Source organism: Pseudomonas sp. NFACC13-1 (genome assembly GCF_900104425.1).
GTDB classification, from domain to species: domain Bacteria; phylum Pseudomonadota; class Gammaproteobacteria; order Pseudomonadales; family Pseudomonadaceae; genus Aquipseudomonas; species Aquipseudomonas fluorescens_AA.
Window position 1 is genome coordinate 41,820 of sequence record NZ_FMXV01000031.1, and the last position, 16,414, is coordinate 58,233.

Consider the following 16,414-nt stretch of genomic DNA (forward strand, 5'->3'; position numbering starts at 1 on the left):
TCAATGGTCTTTACCTGATGTTTACGTTTGCTTGTGCGGGCGCCTGATCGGTTAAAGTGTCGGACCGCTTTTTCAACTGCGATACCGACTCATGAATCCGTTTGACGTGCTGCGCGACTCTTTGTATTTCTTCAAGCGCCATCTGGGCCGGATCGCCCAGTTGTGCCTGCCGCTGGTCATACTCGAGGCATTGCTGCAGCAAGGCGTGGACAGCGCCCTCGGCCCCGACGGCTTTCCCGGCTACAGCGTGATCGTCGGGCTGCTGGTGTACCCCTTGTACACCGCCGCGCTGATCCTGTTTCTCGACGCCCGCAGCCGCGGTGAAGCACCACGCACCCGGGACCTGCTCGCAACGGCCCTCACGCTGTGGCCACGCTTTGCCTTGCTGACGGCCCTCAACACGTTGTTGATCCTGGTGGGACTGTCGTTGTACTTCCTGCCGGGCCTGTGGCTGATGGTGACCCTGGCCTTCGGCGAATACCTGTTGGTGCTCAGGGGCCTGCCTCCCCTGGCGGCGATGAAGGAAAGCCTGAACCTGTCCCGCGGCAACTTCTGGCGGATCCTGCTGTGCATTCTCGCGGTGATGGGCCCGCTGTGGCTGCTCAAGGGCGCCAGCGTCTCGGTGTATCCGTCGCCACAGAACCCCGCGGTCAGCTTGCTGATCGAAAGCGTCCACAGCTTCCTGCAACTGTTCACCACCGTGGTGCTGTTTCGCCTGTTCATGCTGATCGAAGCCAAGCCCGAGCGCCGCTGATCGCACTCGGCGATAGCCCTGGGCTTGGGCTTGAGAACCGCTCTCGGTTATGCTCGGGAGCACTTTTGCGTTTCGCCCATAAGCCGAGCCATGACCCGTCTACTGCGCCACACCTTGCTGGGCCTGCTGTTGATCCTCAGCCTGGCCGCCCTGTCGATCTACGGCCTGACCTGGCGGCCAGAGCCCCGGGAAAGCGTGCCGGTCAGTTGCACCGCCAATGCGGCAGCGCTGGCACCCGGCCAAGCCTTGAAGGTGATGACCTGGAACGTCCAGTTCCTCGCCGGCAAGCGCTACGTGTTCTGGCACGACCTGGCCCAGGGCGACGATGAAAGCCCGACCCTGGAAGACATGGCCTTCAGTCTCGACGAAGTGGCCCGGGTCATCCGCGACGAGCAACCGGACATCGTGTTGCTCCAGGAACTGGACAAGGGCGCCAAGGCCAGCGATTACCAGGACCAGCTCAAGCTGTTGCAGGAACGCCTCGCCGACCTCTATCCGTGCGGCACCAGCGCCTTCGACTGGAAAGCCGACTTCATCCCCGACCCGCACATCTTCGGCAGCGTCGGCCGGCAACTGGCGACCCTGAGCCGCTACCGCATCGACCATGCCGAACGGGTGCAACTGCCGGTGGCCGACACCAACGTCATCAGCCGTCAGTTCCAGCCGAAAAATGCCTTGTTGGTGAGCTATCTGTCGCTGAGCGACGGCAGCCAGCTGGCGGTGCTCAACACGCACCTGGAACGGGCCACTGAACCGGACGAAACCCTGCCCAGACAAATCACCGCCGTGACCCAGGCACTGGACAAATTCGAATCCGCAGGCACGCCCTGGCTGATCGGCGGCGACTTCAACCTGCTGCCCCTGGGCCAGTACCGACGCCTGCCGTCCGAGCAACGCACGCCCTATTCCGCCGACAGCCCGCTGCACCTGCTGTGGGACAAATACCCGATGATTCCCACCAACAACGAAGCCAGCGGCATCGACCGCGAGCACTGGCTGACCCATTACCCGAACGACCCCGGCCTCAACGGCCCGGATCGCACCGTCGACTACCTGTTCTACAGCCCGCGAATCAAACGGGTCGAAGCCCAGGTGCGCCAGGATGACACCTTGCGCATCTCCGACCATTTACCGGTGATTGCGCGTTTTTTGTTGCCAGCCATGCCTTGAAAGGAATCTCACCATGACGGTAATCGCCCTGATCAACCCCGAGAATGACCCACACTTGATCGCCGACTGCTTGATCAGCGCGGACGGTCCAGACAAGCGCCAGTCGATGTCCGTGTGGGTTCCTTCGCTGGGGCTGATACCCACTGATTGGCATGACGCTGACGGGCCGTTTCATATCGCGCGCATGGGTCGAAAAACCTACATCCTGCCGAACAACAGCGGCATGCTCGCCTTTGCAGGGGATTGCCGATCGGCCTATGAGTTCTGGGTGGCGCTTGCGAAGTCGATTGACATCAAGCTCTGCTATCAACCCGACGCCATGATCGATGCCGACACGATCGACCAGGTTCTAATGGGCATGGGCCGGACCGCGGGTGCATTCCACATGCTGGGCGTTCTGCTGGATGGAAAAGGTGGCAAGTGCGCCTATACCCACCGTCCCGAAGCCACGATGACCACCCAGAACTTTGGTACCTGCTACCTCGCCGGTTCCGGGACAAACTATCTAGAGAGCCAGATCGAAACGGAAGACGAACGCTTCGCCCCCCTGGATGAATGGCCTTGGACGCATATCTCGCCAACTGAAGAATTGGCCGAGTCCTTGTGTTCAAACATGTTGTATTACGAATCCGACATCAACAACGGGCGCAAACCCAACACCCCCATTCATGACCGGTTCGGCGGATTTTATGAATGGTATGGCATTAAATCTATCGGGATAAAACCCACGCCCCCCAGGATCGACTTGAACATCCTGGTCAAGGACGATGCCCTGTATCTGACCCGGCTGCATTTCTCCGAAAGCACCCACCCAGCGGTAGATGACCCGGACTTCAAAGGGTCGCAAATCATCTTGAAGGTCTTGACGTTCTGCCTGAGAACACAAGCATTTGACCCCCAACGACTTTTCGACAACCTGGCGTTCACCTTCGAACAGGTAGACGGGGTACTCATCGAGCGGTTCTTCAACCACTACGAGAGAGACGCAAGTTCGCCACTGTCGGACCCGAGGATTTCAGGCATTGTCCCAGCGGACGTCTTGCAAAAGGACTTTGGAGAAGGCTTGCCGGTCAAGCGAGTTCGCCTGACCGTCTCGGTCAATGGCTGTGCCGCAGTCAAGGGCGTGACCGAAAGCGACGAATCCCTCGCACCGGCCAGAATCCAGTATGCCAACGGCCAGGTATCCGTGGCCTTCTCCGAAAAAATAGGCCTTTTGATTGCAGATATCGTCGCGAGGCATCTGCAGTAGCCATTGTGATACGGGGTGCTAGGCCTTACGCGGCTTGACCCGCGCGGTCGCCTCCGCCACCAGCGGATCGTCCGGCCAGTAATGCTTGGGATAGCGCCCTTTCAAATCCTTCTTCACCTCGGCGTAGGTGCTGCGCCAGAAGTTCGCCAGGTCCTGGGTCACCTGTACCGGCCGGCGTGCCGGTGACAGCAGGTGCAGCTTGACCACCTGACGGCCGCCGGCGATGCGCGGGGTGTCGGCCAGGCCGAAGAGCTCCTGCAGGCGCACCGCCAGGATCGGTGGATGTTCGCTGTAGTCCAGGCGGATCGACGAGCCCGAGGGCACACTCAAATGGTGGGGGGCCTGTTCGTCCAGGCGTTGCGGCAACGGCCAGGGCAACAGGTTGTGGACGATGCTCGACAGGTCCAGGTTGGCGAAATGACTGAGGCGCGAGACTCGCCCCAGATACGGCATCAACCAGTGTTCGAGGGTGTTCAGCAGCGCTGCGTCGCTGACGTCTGGCCATTCGCTCTCGCCCTTGGCCTCCAGGTCAAGGTCACGCAACAACGCCACCCGCGCCTGCCATTGCCGCAGCTCCGGAGTCCAGGGCAGCAATTCCAGGCCCTTGCGCCGCACCAGGTTCACCAAGGCCTGGCTACGGGCTGACTCATCCAGGCCGGTCAACGGTTCGCGGCTGAGCACCAGTTCGCCGACCTTGCGCTGGCGCTCGGCCCGCAGCACGCCTTCGCGTTCATCCCAATCCAGTTGATCCACCACACGGACCTGTTCGGCCAGCACCGAATCGAACAGCGCCGGGTCGAAATCCGTCGCCAGGTAGATCCGCTCTTCCCGCTGGCCCTGGCGGCTGCCCAGGTCGGCGATTACCAGCCACGCCTGTTTCATCAGGCTGTCGGCCTCGGCAAACAGCGCCGCCCGGCCGTTGGCCAGGCGATATTCCGCACCGCCGGGCCGGCGCTGTTGGGCGACGCGGTCGGGGTAGGCCAACGCCAGCAACGCGCCGAGCCAGCGCGGATGGTCGGGATCGGCCACGGCCTCTTCGGCCTTGCTCCGCAGATAGCCGCGATATTGCCGGGCCAATTGCCGCGCCCGCTGCACCCCGCCCTGAGCGCCGCGCGCCGCTCGTTCTTCGCCGGACAGCAAGGCCAGGCGACTGTGCAGGTCGGCGCCGGCACCGCGCAGAATATCCCGCTCGCCCAGCAGCGCAGCGACGTTGCAGGCCATGTCCGCCAGCCCCAGCGCCTGGCCGCGCAACAGCAGATGCGCGATACGCGGATGGGCCGGCAGTTCGGCCATGGCCTGGCCGTGGCGGGTCAGTTGCTCGCCCTCCAGCGCGCCCAGGCGTTGCAGCAGGTCCTGGGCCTGGGCATACGCGGCGGCGGGCGGGACGTCGAGCCAGACCAATTGCTGCGGCGTCACGCCCCAGCGCCCCAGTTGCAGGGCCAACCCGGCCAGGTCCGCCGACAGAATCTCCGCGCTACCGTAAGCGGCCAATTGTTCATGCTGGTCTTCGGACCACAACCGGTAGCACACCCCCGGTTCCAGGCGCCCGGCGCGACCGGCCCGCTGGGTGGCGCTGGCCCGGGAAATGCGCTGGGTGTCGAGCCGGGTCATGCCGCTGCCCGGGTCAAAACGCGGCACCCGGGCCAGTCCGGCGTCGATCACTACCCGTACGCCATTGATGGTCAGGCTGGTTTCGGCAATGTTGGTGGCCAGCACCACCTTGCGCTGGCCGGCGGGTGCCGGGTCGATGGCGGCGCGTTGAGCGGCGAGGTCCAGTTCGCCGTGCAGCGGGCAGAGCAAGACGTTGCCGCCTTCGCCCAAGGCCTCGGCCAGTTGCTGATGGACCCGGCGGATCTCCGCCTGCCCGGGCAAGAACACCAGGACACTGCCGGCTTCATCGTGCAGCGCTTCGAGCACGGTCTGCACCAGCCGTGGCTCGATGAACTCGCCGGGCTGGAACGGCCGCCCCCAGCGTACCGTCACCGGGAACATGCGGCCTTCGCTGCGCAGGATCGGCGCGTTGTCCAACAGCCCGGCCAGGCGTTCGCCTTCCAGGGTCGCGGACATCAGCAGGATCTTCAGCGGCTGCTCTTCGCGAAACAACTCCCGACCGTTGAGGCTCAAAGCCAAGGCCAGGTCGGCATCGAGGCTGCGTTCGTGGAACTCATCGAAAATCAGCAGCCCCACCCCTTCCAGCGCCGGATCGTCCTGCAAGCGGCGGGTGAGGATGCCTTCGGTGACCACTTCAATGCGGGTCCTGGGCCCGACCTTGCTGTCGAGACGAATCCGGTAGCCGACGGTTTCACCGACCTTTTCCCCCAGCTCGCTGGCCAGCCGCTCGGCCGCCGCCCGTGCCGCCAGGCGCCGGGGTTCGAGCATCAGGATGGTCTGTCCGGCCAGCCAGGGCTCGTTCAGCAAGGCCAGGGGAACACGGGTGGTTTTACCGGCACCGGGCGGTGCTTCGAGCACGGCTTCGTGGCGCGATGCCAAGGCTTGGCGCAGGGCGGGTAAAACTTCATCGATCGGCAAAGAAATCATGCTGGCTCCAAAACAGAGGGCCGAGTATAACGGCGAACTGTTTAGCGTGGTCTGGACTCCAACCAGCAACGCCTCTACTACCTGTTCAGGAGATTGCTATGCGTATTCCCTTTCGCGTGATCGGTGGCGTGCTGGTCGCCTCCCTGCTGACTCAAATCAGCGCCTGTGGCTCGATCTTCTACCCGGACCGTCGCGGCCAGATCGACGGCAAGATCGACCCGGCCATCGCCGCCCTCGATGCCGTCGGCCTGCTGTTCTACATCATCCCCGGCCTGATCGCCTTCGCGGTGGACTTTGCCACCGGCGCCATCTATTTCGAACCGGGCCGCAGCGTCCAGATCGAGCCAGAGAAACTCAAGCCGGCCATCAACCCAGACGGCACGGTCAATAACCAAAAACTGCAGGCGATCCTGGAGCGCGAACTGGGCCGCAGCTTCCCGCTGGACGATCCTCGACTGATCCAGCACAAAGGCAGCGCGCAGCAACTGGCCACCCTCGGCCTCAAACCGGCCGCATGACCGGCGCCACTGAAGGAACGACCGCGCCATGACCACCAGCACCGAACACGCTCGCCTGCTGCGCCTGGCCACCCGCGCCTCGGTGGCCGTGGCCCTCACACTGGTGATCGCCAAGGCCCTGGCCTGGTGGCTCAGCGGTTCGGTGAGCATGCTCGCCGGCCTGACCGACTCGGCCCTGGACGGCGTCACCTCGCTGCTCAACCTGCTGGCGGTGCATTACGCCCTGCGCCCCGCCGACGATGACCATCGCTACGGTCATGGCAAGGCCGAATCCCTGGCCGGCATGGCCCAGGCACTGTTCATCGGTGGCAGTGCCACATTGATTGCCTTGCAGGCCTTCGAACGCCTGAAGAACCCGGTGCCGGTGGAGGCGCCCTGGCTCAGCGTCGGTGTGATTGTGTTTTCCCTGGGGCTGACCCTGGCGCTGCTGGCGTTGCAGCATCGGGTCATCCGCGCCACCGGCTCCAACGCCGTGCGTGCCGATTCGCTGCACTATCGCTCCGACCTGCTGCTCAACGGCAGCATCCTGGTCGCGCTGGTCCTGGCCGGGTTCGGTTGGTATCAACTCGACGCCTGGTTCGGCCTGGGGATCGCTGCGTACATCCTGTGGAGCGCCATCCAGATCGCCCGGGAAAGCTTCGCGGTGCTGATGGATGAAGAACTGCCGCCGGACGTCAGCCAGCGCATGCTGGAACTGGCCTGCGCCGTGCCCGGCGTGCTTGGCGCCCATGACCTGCGTACGCGGGTCTCGGGCAACCACTGGTTCGTGCAACTGCACCTGGAGTTGCCGGGGGACCTGACCCTGTCAGTGGCCCACGGCATCAGCGACCAGGCCGCCGATGCCATCCACCGCGCTTATCCGAAGGCCGAAGTGCTGGTGCATGCCGATCCGTCGGACGTGGTGAAGCGCGCCAGCGCGTGATGCCGAACACAGAACGTGGCGAGGGGATTTATCCCCGTTGGGCTGCGAAGCAGTCCTGAAACCTCACCACTCGGTTTGCCAGATCGAGTTGGTTGCTTTTGGGACTGCTGCGCAGTCCAGCGGGGATAAATCCCCTCGCCACAGAAAAAAGGTGTCCGACTGATTCGGTTGTGGCGACTCAGTACGTCACCTGATACCCACGACTGCTCAAGCAACTGCCCTGGGCCTGGCGATAGGTCTGCACCACTTCCGGTGCCGGCGGGTAGGTGTAGTTGCGCGGATCGAAGCCGCTCTGCTGCACCGCCCAGCGATAGCAGTCGTAGCCATCCTGATTGACCTGCTCGGGCGACTGGCCGTTGGCCGGATAGGCCACCACATCGAAACTGTTGCCTTGGGGTTGCGGCTGCGGGTTGGCGACCGGCGCATCGACCACGACATAATCCTGGGTATTGGCTTCGTAGATGTAATAGGCGCCGGCCGCGAGGAAGAACAGCGAACTGCCGATCCACACTTCCCGGGCGTAATCGGGCAGGTAACGGGTACGGATGCCCCGCGGTGGCGCGACCACGACGTAACGCGGTCCTTGCGGGCGATACCAGTAGCCGCCGGAATAGAAATAGTCCTGGCCGCGATAAGGCACGCGGTAGTTGCGATCCGGGAAACGGTCGATCACATAACCCGGACGGTATTGCGGCCCAGGGCCCCAACCGTTGCCATGCCCATCCGGCCGACCGGGCCAATGCTGGCCGGGACGACCGTCATGGTCTGGTCGCGGACCTGGACCTGCATTCGGATAGCCATCGTTGCGCCGAGGGATATCGCGGTAAAACCCCGGTTGCGGGTCGCGGGTCTGGGTCACGCTGTCGGGCCGGCCCTGGATGGGCAAGTTGTTGCCGGGCGACGGCTGCGGCGGACGCCCGTGAGCGTTAGGGTCCTGCGGTGGACGATCGTAGCGTTGTCCGCCCGGGTTCTGCGGCGTGACCTCGAACTGACGACTGTTGTCGCCCCGAATGATTTCGTTGCTCTGCGGCCGCGGCTGGCCCGAGTAACCCTGGCCGTTGCCGCCGCGCCCGTCCTGGCCGCGACCGCCGTCCGGGCCGCCACGGTTTTGCTGATCGTCGGCCATTCCTTGCGCACTGACACTTGCCCACAACAGACCAACACCTGCCAAACGCCAGATGCGCGACTTCATGAAATTCCTCACAACGGTTCAGGGCCTGATGATAAGACTGGGAAAGCCCAGGCCGGTTCTGCGACAGATTATCAGCCACGGGGTTTATTTCGCAGGCATTAAAAAAGGGAGACCCGTCGGCCTCCCCTTGAGAATTTCGTCCGTGCTCGACGCTTATGACGTCGGCTCACCTCACGCCGTCTTCTGGACGGTGTGCAGCTCGGGGGTCTGCCAGTACCGGTGGGTACTGCGACCGCAGCCGGCCTGATTGGGCGGGCCGCACTGGACTGTTTGTCCGAGCAGTGATCTTGGTGGTAAGCATAAGCCAGGGGTGCCGACAGATGATTGCGAAGATTGCGGAAATAAACATCACTTGCGCAATTTTTAACCCCGGATAGATAATCCTCCGCAATTATCAAGATAAAGGCCCGACCGATGAGCAAACTCGACCGTTACGACCTGAGCATTCTTGCGGAATTGCAGCGCGATGCGCGCATCTCCAACCAGGAACTGGCCGAACGCATCGGCCTGTCGCCCTCCCCCTGCTCGCGGCGGGTCAAGCAGTTGGAGGATGACGGCTACATCACCCGCCAGGTCGCCCTGCTCGACCGCAAGCTACTGGGCCTGAGCCTGACGGCTTATGTGCTGATCGGCATGGACCGCCACACACCCGAGCGTTTCGAGAACTTCGAGGCCGCCATCCGCAACCTGCCGCAGGTGCTGGAATGCAGCCTGGTCACTGGCATGGACGCGGACTATCAGCTCAAGGTCGTGGTGCCGGACATGGACCATTATCAGAAACTGCTGTTGGGGCACCTGACCCGGATCGATGGCGTCACCAGCGTGCGCTCCAGCTTTGTGCTCAACCAGGTGCTCAACAGCACCGAGTTGCCGTTGACTCACCTGCGCAGCTGAATATCGCCATGAACCCTGTGGAAGCAAAGCTTGCTCGCGATGGCGGTGGATCAGCCAAATCATTGTCAGCCGTAATGCCGCCATCGCGAGCAAGCTCGGCTCCCACAGGGTCCGGGGCAGTCACGCCACCGAGAAGGCGATGAATAGCTGCGACACACCGCCGCAGGCCAATCCCCCGCCCGCCGCCCATGCCTTATACTCGCCGCGCCTTTTCAATCCCGCCCACGCCGGAGTGTCCTGATGGATCCTGCTGTTTTCGAAGAGTGGATGATGACCGGCCTGGTCAGCATCCTGATCATTTTCATGGGCTTCATCGTCTGGGACCTGGCGAAGAAATCCAAGGCCGGGCGTTTTGGCTCGTTCATCCTGTTTTTCGTGCTGGGGCTTGGCGTGGCAGCATTCGTGATCAAGAGCGTGGTGATCGGCCTGATCGAGTCTGGGGCGTTATAAGCGCGCCGGCACTTCCTTCCACTGGCCCTGATCGAGCCCTTCGATCGTCCAGTCGCCGATCCTGACCCGCACCAGGCGCAGTGTCGGCAAGCCTACCGCAGCGGTCATGCGCCGTACCTGGCGGTTGCGCCCTTCGCGAATCACCAGTTCCAACCAACTCGTGGGCACACTTTTACGAAAGCGCACCGGCGGGTTGCGCGGCCACAAGTGCGGTTCGTCCAATGGGCGCGCCTCGGCCGGCAACGTCATGCCGTCGTTCAGTTCCACGCCATCGCGCAAACGCTGCAACTGTTCGGCACTTGGCTCTCCCTCTACTTGCACCCAATAGGTCTTGGCCAGCTTGTGCTTGGGGTCGGCGATACGCGCCTGCAATTGCCCATCGTTGGTCAGCAACAGCAAACCTTCGCTGTCGCGATCCAGCCGCCCGGCCGGGTAGATGCCCGGTACGTCGATAAAATCCTTGAGCGTCGCCCGCCCCTCACCGTCGCTGAATTGCGTCAGTACGTCGAAGGGTTTGTTGAACAGGATCAGCTTGGGCTCGGCCGGGGGAGCCTTGGCCACACGACGCGGCGCAACGGCGGGAAGCTTCGCGCCAGGGCGGCGGGAAGCAGGGCGTGGAGGACGGGGCATGGCGAATACAACATCTAACGGTCGGGGCCGACCATGCTAGTGGCCCGACCGTTAAATGACCACCCTCCGATCAGCGGAACGGCGGCTCGTCGAAACTGCGCAGTTTGCGCGAATGCAACGAGTTGAGTTCGGTGCGCAACAGGTCCAGCGCCTCGATGCCGATCTTCAGGTGCTGGTTGACCGCTCGCTCATAGAACGCGTTGGCCGAGCCCGGCAGCTTGATCTCGCTGTGCAGCGGTTTGTCCGAGACACACAGCAACGTGCCATAGGGCACCCGCAGACGATAACCCTGGGCGGCGATGGTGCCGCTTTCCATGTCCACCGCCACGGCGCGAGACAGGTTGATCAGCGGACGCTCCTGGGCCCAGCGCAGTTCCCAGTTGCGATCGTCGTACGTGAGCACGGTGCCGGTGCGCAGGCGCTTTTTCAGCTCATCGCCCTTCTCGCCGGTGATGTTCGCCGCCGCCTGCTGAAGCGCCATCTGCACTTCGGCCAGGGCTGGAATCGGAATGTTCGGCGGCACTACCCGGTCGAGAATGCCATCGCGACGCATGTAGGCGTGGGCCAACACGTAGTCACCGATGGTCTGGGACTGCCGCAGCCCGCCGCAGTGGCCGATCATCAGCCAGCAATGCGGGCGCAGCACGGCCAGGTGGTCGGTGATGTTCTTGGCGTTGGACGGGCCGACACCGATGTTCACCAGCGTCACGCCATGGCCGTCGTTGGTCTGCAGGTGATAAGCCGGCATCTGGTAACGGTGCCAGACCACGCCGGCAGCGATGGCCGACGCTTCGCCATGGTCCATGTTCTTGTCGATGATCACGTTGCCCGGCAGGACCATGCGCACAAAGCGCGGGTCGCTGCGCAACTGCTCCAGGCCATGGACGATGAACTGGTCGACATAGCGGTGGTAGTTGGTCAGCAGGATCCACGGCTGCACATGGCGCCAGTCGCTGCCGGTGTAGTGCACCAGCCGGCGCAGGGAAAAGTCCACCCGCGCGGCATCGAACAGCGCCAGGGGCAGCGGGTCGGTGTTTTCCCAGTCGTAGAGGCCGTCGGCGATGCCATCGGTGGCGGCCGACAGGTCGGTGCTGGGGAATACCCGCGCCAGTACGGCGGCGGTCACGCCGGAACCGGCCAGTTCGTCGCCCTGCTCCACCACGTACGGGTACGGGATGTTCTGCTCGCTGACGCCCACCTCCACGGTGACGGTAAAGTCGTGCATCAGCGGGACCAGTTGTTCCAGCAGGTATTTACGGAACGCGGCGGGATGGGTGACGGTGACGCTGTAGGTGCCCGGCAACTGGACCTTGGCATAGGCCCGCGTGGTTTGCGGGACTTCACCGTGGCAGTGATAGGTCAGGCGCAAGGCGGGGTAGCGAAACAATGCACGCTGTTCGGCATCCGGCTCGATGCGGTCCTTGAGATAACGCATCAGCGCCTGGTTCAGCGCGGTGGTCGCACGCTCGTGCAGGGCCGCCAGACGATCCACGGCTTGTTCGGCGGTTTGAACGACAATAAACGCTTCGGTCACGATCAGCTTCCTGTGTTCTGACTTGCAGGCCTTCATCTTGCCTGCATCGCCGCCCGACGGGAACAGTGGCGTATTGGCGCGCTCGATCATTCACCCACAATTGATCTTCAGTGGCCCCAGAACTTTCATTTCACCGCAGCCCTTGTGGGAGCGAGCTTGCTCGCGATAGCGGTGCGTCAGTCACCATAGAGGCTGGATGTACCGACGCCATCGCGAGCAAGCTCGCTCCCACAAGGTTCGATGGCGTAATCAGAGGTTGTGTACAACTCAGGTCCACTGTGGGAGCGAGCCTGCTCGCGATAGCGGTGTGTCAGTCACCATAGAGGCTGGATGGGTCGACGCCATCGCGAGCAAGCTCGCTCCCACAGGGGTATGTGGTGTTTCTAAAGGGCGTGCGGGGTCGAGCGGGTAACGATGGCTTCGACATTCAAACCCCGAGGCAGGGCACCGTACGCCCGGCCGGTCGCACCCAGGCGACTGGCGATAAAAGCATCGCTGACCTCACTGTTCCCCGCCTCCAGCAACAGCTTGGCTTGCAGGCCCACGGCGATGTCTTCGGTCAATTGCCGGGCGCGGTACTGGATGTCGTCGGTATCCTTGAAAGCTGCCTGCAATTGGTGGATGTGGCCGGCCAGGCGCTTGTCGCCGTGGCCGTCGCCCAATTCGCTGAACAAGACCTCCAGCACACCCGGCTCCTTGGACAGGGCACGCAACACATCCAGGCACTGCACGTTGCCGGAGCCTTCCCACGTCGAGTTGACCGGTGCTTCACGGTACAGGCGCGGCAGGATGCTGTCTTCGACGTAGCCGGCGCCGCCCATGCATTCGGCGGCTTCGTTGATCATCGCGGGGGCGCGCTTGCAGATCCAGTACTTGCCCACCGCCGTCACCAGCCGGGCGAACCTGGCCTCATGCTCGTCATTCAGATGGTCCAGCGCCCGCCCCATGCGCAGGCTCAGGGCCAGGGCGGCCTCGCTTTCCAACGCCAGGTCAGCCAGGACGTTCTGCATCAGCGGCTGTTCGCTCAACAACTTGCCACCGACCTTGCGGTGCGCACAGTGATGGCTGGCCTGGGTCAACGCCTGGCGCATCAGGGCGCTGGAGCCGACCATGCAATCGAAGCGGGTCATGGCCACCATCTCGATGATCGTCGGCACGCCTCGGCCTTCTTCACCGATCATCCAGGCCAGTGCGCCACGGAACTCGACTTCGCTGGAGGCGTTGGAACAGTTACCCAGCTTATTCTTCAAGCGCTGGATGTAGAACTGATTGCGCGTGTCGTCGGGGCGATGGCGCGGCAGCAGGAAACAGGTCAGGCCCTTGTCGGTCTGGGCCAGGGTGAGGAAAGCGTCGCACATCGGCGCCGAACAGAACCATTTGTGTCCCACCAGTTCATAGGCCTGGCCCGGGCCGCTGGCACCCACCGGATAGGCCTTGGTGGTATTGGCCCGGACATCGGTGCCGCCCTGTTTTTCGGTCATCGCCATGCCCAGGGTCACCCCGGCCTTGTGGGCCATGCCGACGTTGCGCGGGTCGTACTCGGTGGCGAGCACCTTCGGCAGCCAGCGTTCGGCCAGATCCGGTTGCAGGCGCAGCGCCGGCACGCTGGCGAAGGTCATGGTCAACGGGCACCCCGTACCGGCTTCGGCCTGGCTGTGCAGATAGGTCATCGACGCCCGGGCGACATGGGCGCCGGGCTGTGGATGGGCCCAAGGCAAGCTCGGCAGGCCATGCTCGACGGCGGTGCGCATCAACTGATGATAAGCGGGATGGAATTCCACCAGGTCGATGCGATGGCCGTAGCGGTCATGGCTGGAAAAAACCGGTTTGTTCTGATTGGCCAGGAAGCCCGCTTCCATCAACGGCCCGCCGGCCAGCGCCCCATACGCATCGATCCGCGCCTGCGCCCAGCCAGCCCCAAAGCGTTGCGACCACTGCTGCAACGGCAGGTCGATGCGGTACAGGTTAGCGCCATCCAGAGACGGCGGTTGATTGGTGACGTCGTGGGTTTCAGCGAACTGGTGCAGGTTCATGACAGGGCTCCTCGATCGGCCAGGGATTCAGTTAAGCACCGCCTCCAGGCCGAACAAAGTGTCATATACGCCTAAATATCGGCGCTTTCGCCCTGCCTCGGGCAAAGCACCCGGCGCTGGAGCGTGGCCTGCAATGCGTCGAATTTCACCGGTTTGCTCAGGTAGTCGATCAACGCGCCCGAGGGACAGTGCTCCTGTCCCAGGTTCGGGCTGACCACCAGTACCGGCAGCTCTTCGCAACCAGATAACGCGCGGATCTGGCAGCAGACCGACACACCGTCCAGCGGCGGCGACTGGCAATCGAGCAGCACCGCGTCAAAACGCTCGCCGTGCAGCAGATCCAGCGCGGCGCGGCCACTGTCGGCGGTGCGCACCCGATAACCCAACTTGAGCAACATGCCACGCATGACCAACTGATCGATGTTGTTGTCATCCGCCAGCAGCACCGTGCAATCCTGGGGCTGGCGCGAGCCCTGGCGGCCACCGAAGGAAAACGGCGTCGGGACCGCCGCCGGCAAGGCTACGTCGAACTCCACGTCCAACTGGAACCGGCTGCCGCGACCGGGCTCGGACGTGTGGGTCAGGCGCCCGCCCAGCAGTTCCACCAGTTGCCGACAGATGGCCAGGCCCACGCCGAGACCGCCATATTCGCGGGTCATCGAGCCGTCGAGCTGGAAGAAGCGCTGGTACAAGGTCGCTTCCCCCAGGTCGGTAAAGCCGATCCCGGTGTCGATGACGGCAAAGGACAACACCAGCCGATCGAGCTCCGTCGGCCGACCGCTGACGCGCAGCGCCAGGCCGCCCAACCGGGTGAACTTGATCGCGTTGTCCAGCAAGCATTCCAGGCATTGGGCCAGTTTGCCGCTGTCGCCGATCAACCGGTCCGCCAGGCCCGGGGACACATCGACCTTGAAATCCAGGCCCTTGGCCGCGGCATTGGCGCCGAACTGCACCTGCAGCGCATCGATCACCCCACGCAGGCTGAACGGCGCCGGATAGACCTTGAGCTTGCCGGCCTGCAACTCGGTGAGGGTGAGGATGCCATTGACCATGCGCATCATGTCCCGCGCCGACCCGGCGGCGGTCTGTTGATACTGGGTCAGTTCCTCGTCCATCTCGACGGTTTCCATCAACTCCAAGGAACCGATCACGCCATTCATCGGCGTGCGCAGTTCGTGGGTCAAGGTGGCGAGGAATTCATCCTTGAGCTTGTTGCCGTGGGCCAGTTGCTGGTTGAGCACTTCGAGTTTCTGCCCGGCGTCCAACAGGGTCTGGGCCTGCTGTTCGCGCATGGCATTGATGCGATCGGCCAAGGCCAGGGACAACAGCGCCACTTCGATGGCCGAGCCGATCTGGCTGGCGTACATGGTCAGGAAGACGTTCGGCAGGTAGCCCAGCACCATCAAGGTATTGACGATGCCCCCCAGCAGAAACGCCGACCAGGCAATGATGAAATAGCGCGCCACCCGCAGGCCACGCCACCAGGCGAACAGCCCCGCGGCAAAGATCGCCACCGTGAACACCAGCGCCAACGCCGTCGCCAGGCGCAGGGCCAGGGCATAGCTGGTCATCAGCGACAGGCTGATGACTACGGCGCTGTAGCCGATCAGTGCCAGCAGCATGCGGTCCATCCAGCGGCCATGCCGGGCGGTTTGCAGGAAGCTGCGGGCGAACTGGCTGCCAAACAGGCCCGCGCAGCCGATGAAGAACGGCGTCGCGGCGTTGGCCCACCAGGGGTTGTCCGGCCAGAAGTACTCCACGGCGGCACCATTGACCGACAATTGGTACAGGCCGAACGAGGCGATGTAGAAAATGTAATAGAGGTAGCTGGTATCGCGCACGCTCAGGTAGATGAACAGGTTGTACACCAGCATCCCCAGCAGCACGCCATAGATGATGCCCAGCACATACAGGCGCACCGGCTGTTGCTCGAGGTACGCGGTGCTCGACCACAGCGTCAACGGCGCCTGGATCGAACCCTGGCTTTGCAGGCGCAAATAGACGGTCTGTTGCTGTTCGGGCTTGAACGCCAGGCTGAACAGGTAATTGTTCTGGCGGATCTCGCGGCTGGCGAACGGCAACGCATCACCGGTCTGGCGAACCAGGCGATAAGTCCCCGCCGCGTCGGGCAGGTACAAGTCGAGGTGGTCCAGCGGCGGGTATGCCAGCTCCAGCAGCCAAGTGCGCTGGGCATCCGGATTGTCCGGGCGATAGTGCAGGTCGATTTTCAACCAGAAGGCTGATCGCGAGTAACCGGCGTTCAGCGTGGCTTTGTCGTGGGGCTTGAAAGCACCCGCCGCGGACTGGGCCAGGACCTCATCCAGGGTGGCCGTGCCGCCAGCGTCCTCGAACACTTGCAAGGCATGGCCCAAGGGTAGGCTTTGGGTGAATTCATCGAATTCCAGGGCACTTGCCAGAGGGGACAAGCACAGCAGTAACATCAGCAAATAGCGCATTTAAGCCCCAGCGTGGCCTGTCCGGTTGAGTCAGGAAGCCCCCCATTCCCTGAGTAGACGTAAAACCGGCATTA

The 16,414-nt window shown here is 63.2% G+C and carries 13 protein-coding genes; 7 read left to right on the plus strand and 6 right to left on the minus strand.

Features of this window, described 5'->3' with window-relative positions:
- Positions 1-91 precede the first annotated feature (91 nt).
- The 3 genes from BLQ55_RS27075 (at position 92) to BLQ55_RS27085 (ending at position 3,173) form a co-directional block, all read left to right on the plus strand.
- Positions 92-754: a YciC family protein gene (locus BLQ55_RS27075; protein ID WP_092258421.1), complete on the plus strand. Its 663-nt coding sequence runs from the start codon at positions 92-94 to the stop codon at positions 752-754.
- A 90-nt stretch (positions 755-844) separates the two neighbouring features.
- A complete protein-coding gene (locus BLQ55_RS27080) occupies positions 845-1,924 on the plus strand; it encodes an endonuclease/exonuclease/phosphatase family protein (protein ID WP_060740504.1) in 1,080 nt (359 codons plus the stop codon).
- A gap of 13 nt (positions 1,925-1,937) precedes the next feature.
- On the plus strand, positions 1,938-3,173 hold the full coding sequence (locus BLQ55_RS27085) for a hypothetical protein (protein WP_092258424.1): 1,236 nt from the start codon (positions 1,938-1,940) through the stop codon (positions 3,171-3,173).
- Between the two features lie 18 nt (positions 3,174-3,191).
- On the opposite strand, the gene hrpB is transcribed toward BLQ55_RS27085, so the two are convergent.
- Positions 3,192-5,711, minus strand: coding sequence for an ATP-dependent helicase HrpB (gene hrpB / locus BLQ55_RS27090; RefSeq protein ID WP_092258427.1), 2,520 nt, complete (start codon positions 5,709-5,711; stop codon positions 3,192-3,194).
- Between the two features lie 98 nt (positions 5,712-5,809).
- Here hrpB and BLQ55_RS27095 point away from each other — a divergent pair, with 98 nt between their 5' ends.
- Together BLQ55_RS27095 and BLQ55_RS27100 are read left to right on the plus strand one after the other, a co-directional pair.
- Complete coding sequence (locus BLQ55_RS27095; protein ID WP_060740501.1) at positions 5,810-6,229, plus strand: hypothetical protein; 420 nt, start codon at positions 5,810-5,812, stop codon at positions 6,227-6,229.
- A 28-nt stretch (positions 6,230-6,257) separates the two neighbouring features.
- Positions 6,258-7,151, plus strand: a complete 894-nt coding sequence (locus BLQ55_RS27100; RefSeq protein WP_092205257.1) for a cation diffusion facilitator family transporter — start codon at positions 6,258-6,260, stop codon at positions 7,149-7,151.
- A gap of 178 nt (positions 7,152-7,329) precedes the next feature.
- Here BLQ55_RS27100 and BLQ55_RS27105 read toward each other — a convergent pair whose 3' ends face one another.
- Positions 7,330-8,343: a DUF6515 family protein gene (locus BLQ55_RS27105; RefSeq protein ID WP_092258430.1), complete on the minus strand. Its 1,014-nt coding sequence runs from the start codon at positions 8,341-8,343 to the stop codon at positions 7,330-7,332.
- 414 nt (positions 8,344-8,757) lie between these two features.
- Here BLQ55_RS27105 and BLQ55_RS27115 point away from each other — a divergent pair, with 414 nt between their 5' ends.
- Together BLQ55_RS27115 and BLQ55_RS27120 are read left to right on the plus strand one after the other, a co-directional pair.
- Positions 8,758-9,237, plus strand: coding sequence for an Lrp/AsnC family transcriptional regulator (locus BLQ55_RS27115; RefSeq protein ID WP_003185723.1), 480 nt, complete (start codon positions 8,758-8,760; stop codon positions 9,235-9,237).
- A 240-nt stretch (positions 9,238-9,477) separates the two neighbouring features.
- Positions 9,478-9,687: a DUF2788 domain-containing protein gene (locus BLQ55_RS27120; protein WP_003185724.1), complete on the plus strand. Its 210-nt coding sequence runs from the start codon at positions 9,478-9,480 to the stop codon at positions 9,685-9,687.
- Here BLQ55_RS27120 and BLQ55_RS27125 read toward each other — a convergent pair.
- The 4 genes from BLQ55_RS27125 to BLQ55_RS27140 all read right to left on the minus strand — a co-directional run bounded on the left by BLQ55_RS27125 (position 9,682) and on the right by BLQ55_RS27140 (position 16,340).
- The gene (locus BLQ55_RS27125) at positions 9,682-10,248 is read right to left on the minus strand and encodes a pseudouridine synthase (RefSeq protein ID WP_176814257.1); all 567 of its coding nucleotides are present in this window, start codon (positions 10,246-10,248) and stop codon (positions 9,682-9,684) included. The two genes, BLQ55_RS27120 and BLQ55_RS27125, sit on opposite strands and share 6 nt — an antisense overlap.
- 139 nt (positions 10,249-10,387) lie before the next feature.
- Positions 10,388-11,887 carry an AMP nucleosidase gene (gene amn, locus BLQ55_RS27130; protein ID WP_162491255.1) on the minus strand — a complete coding sequence of 500 codons (1,500 nt, stop codon included), beginning with the start codon at positions 11,885-11,887 and terminating at the stop codon, positions 10,388-10,390.
- Positions 11,888-12,234: 347 nt separating this feature from the next.
- Positions 12,235-13,884, minus strand: a complete 1,650-nt coding sequence (locus tag BLQ55_RS27135) for an acyl-CoA dehydrogenase family protein (RefSeq protein WP_092258439.1) — start codon at positions 13,882-13,884, stop codon at positions 12,235-12,237.
- A gap of 71 nt (positions 13,885-13,955) precedes the next feature.
- Positions 13,956-16,340: a 7TM diverse intracellular signaling domain-containing protein gene (locus tag BLQ55_RS27140; protein ID WP_092258442.1), complete on the minus strand. Its 2,385-nt coding sequence runs from the start codon at positions 16,338-16,340 to the stop codon at positions 13,956-13,958.
- Positions 16,341-16,414 lie beyond the last annotated feature (74 nt).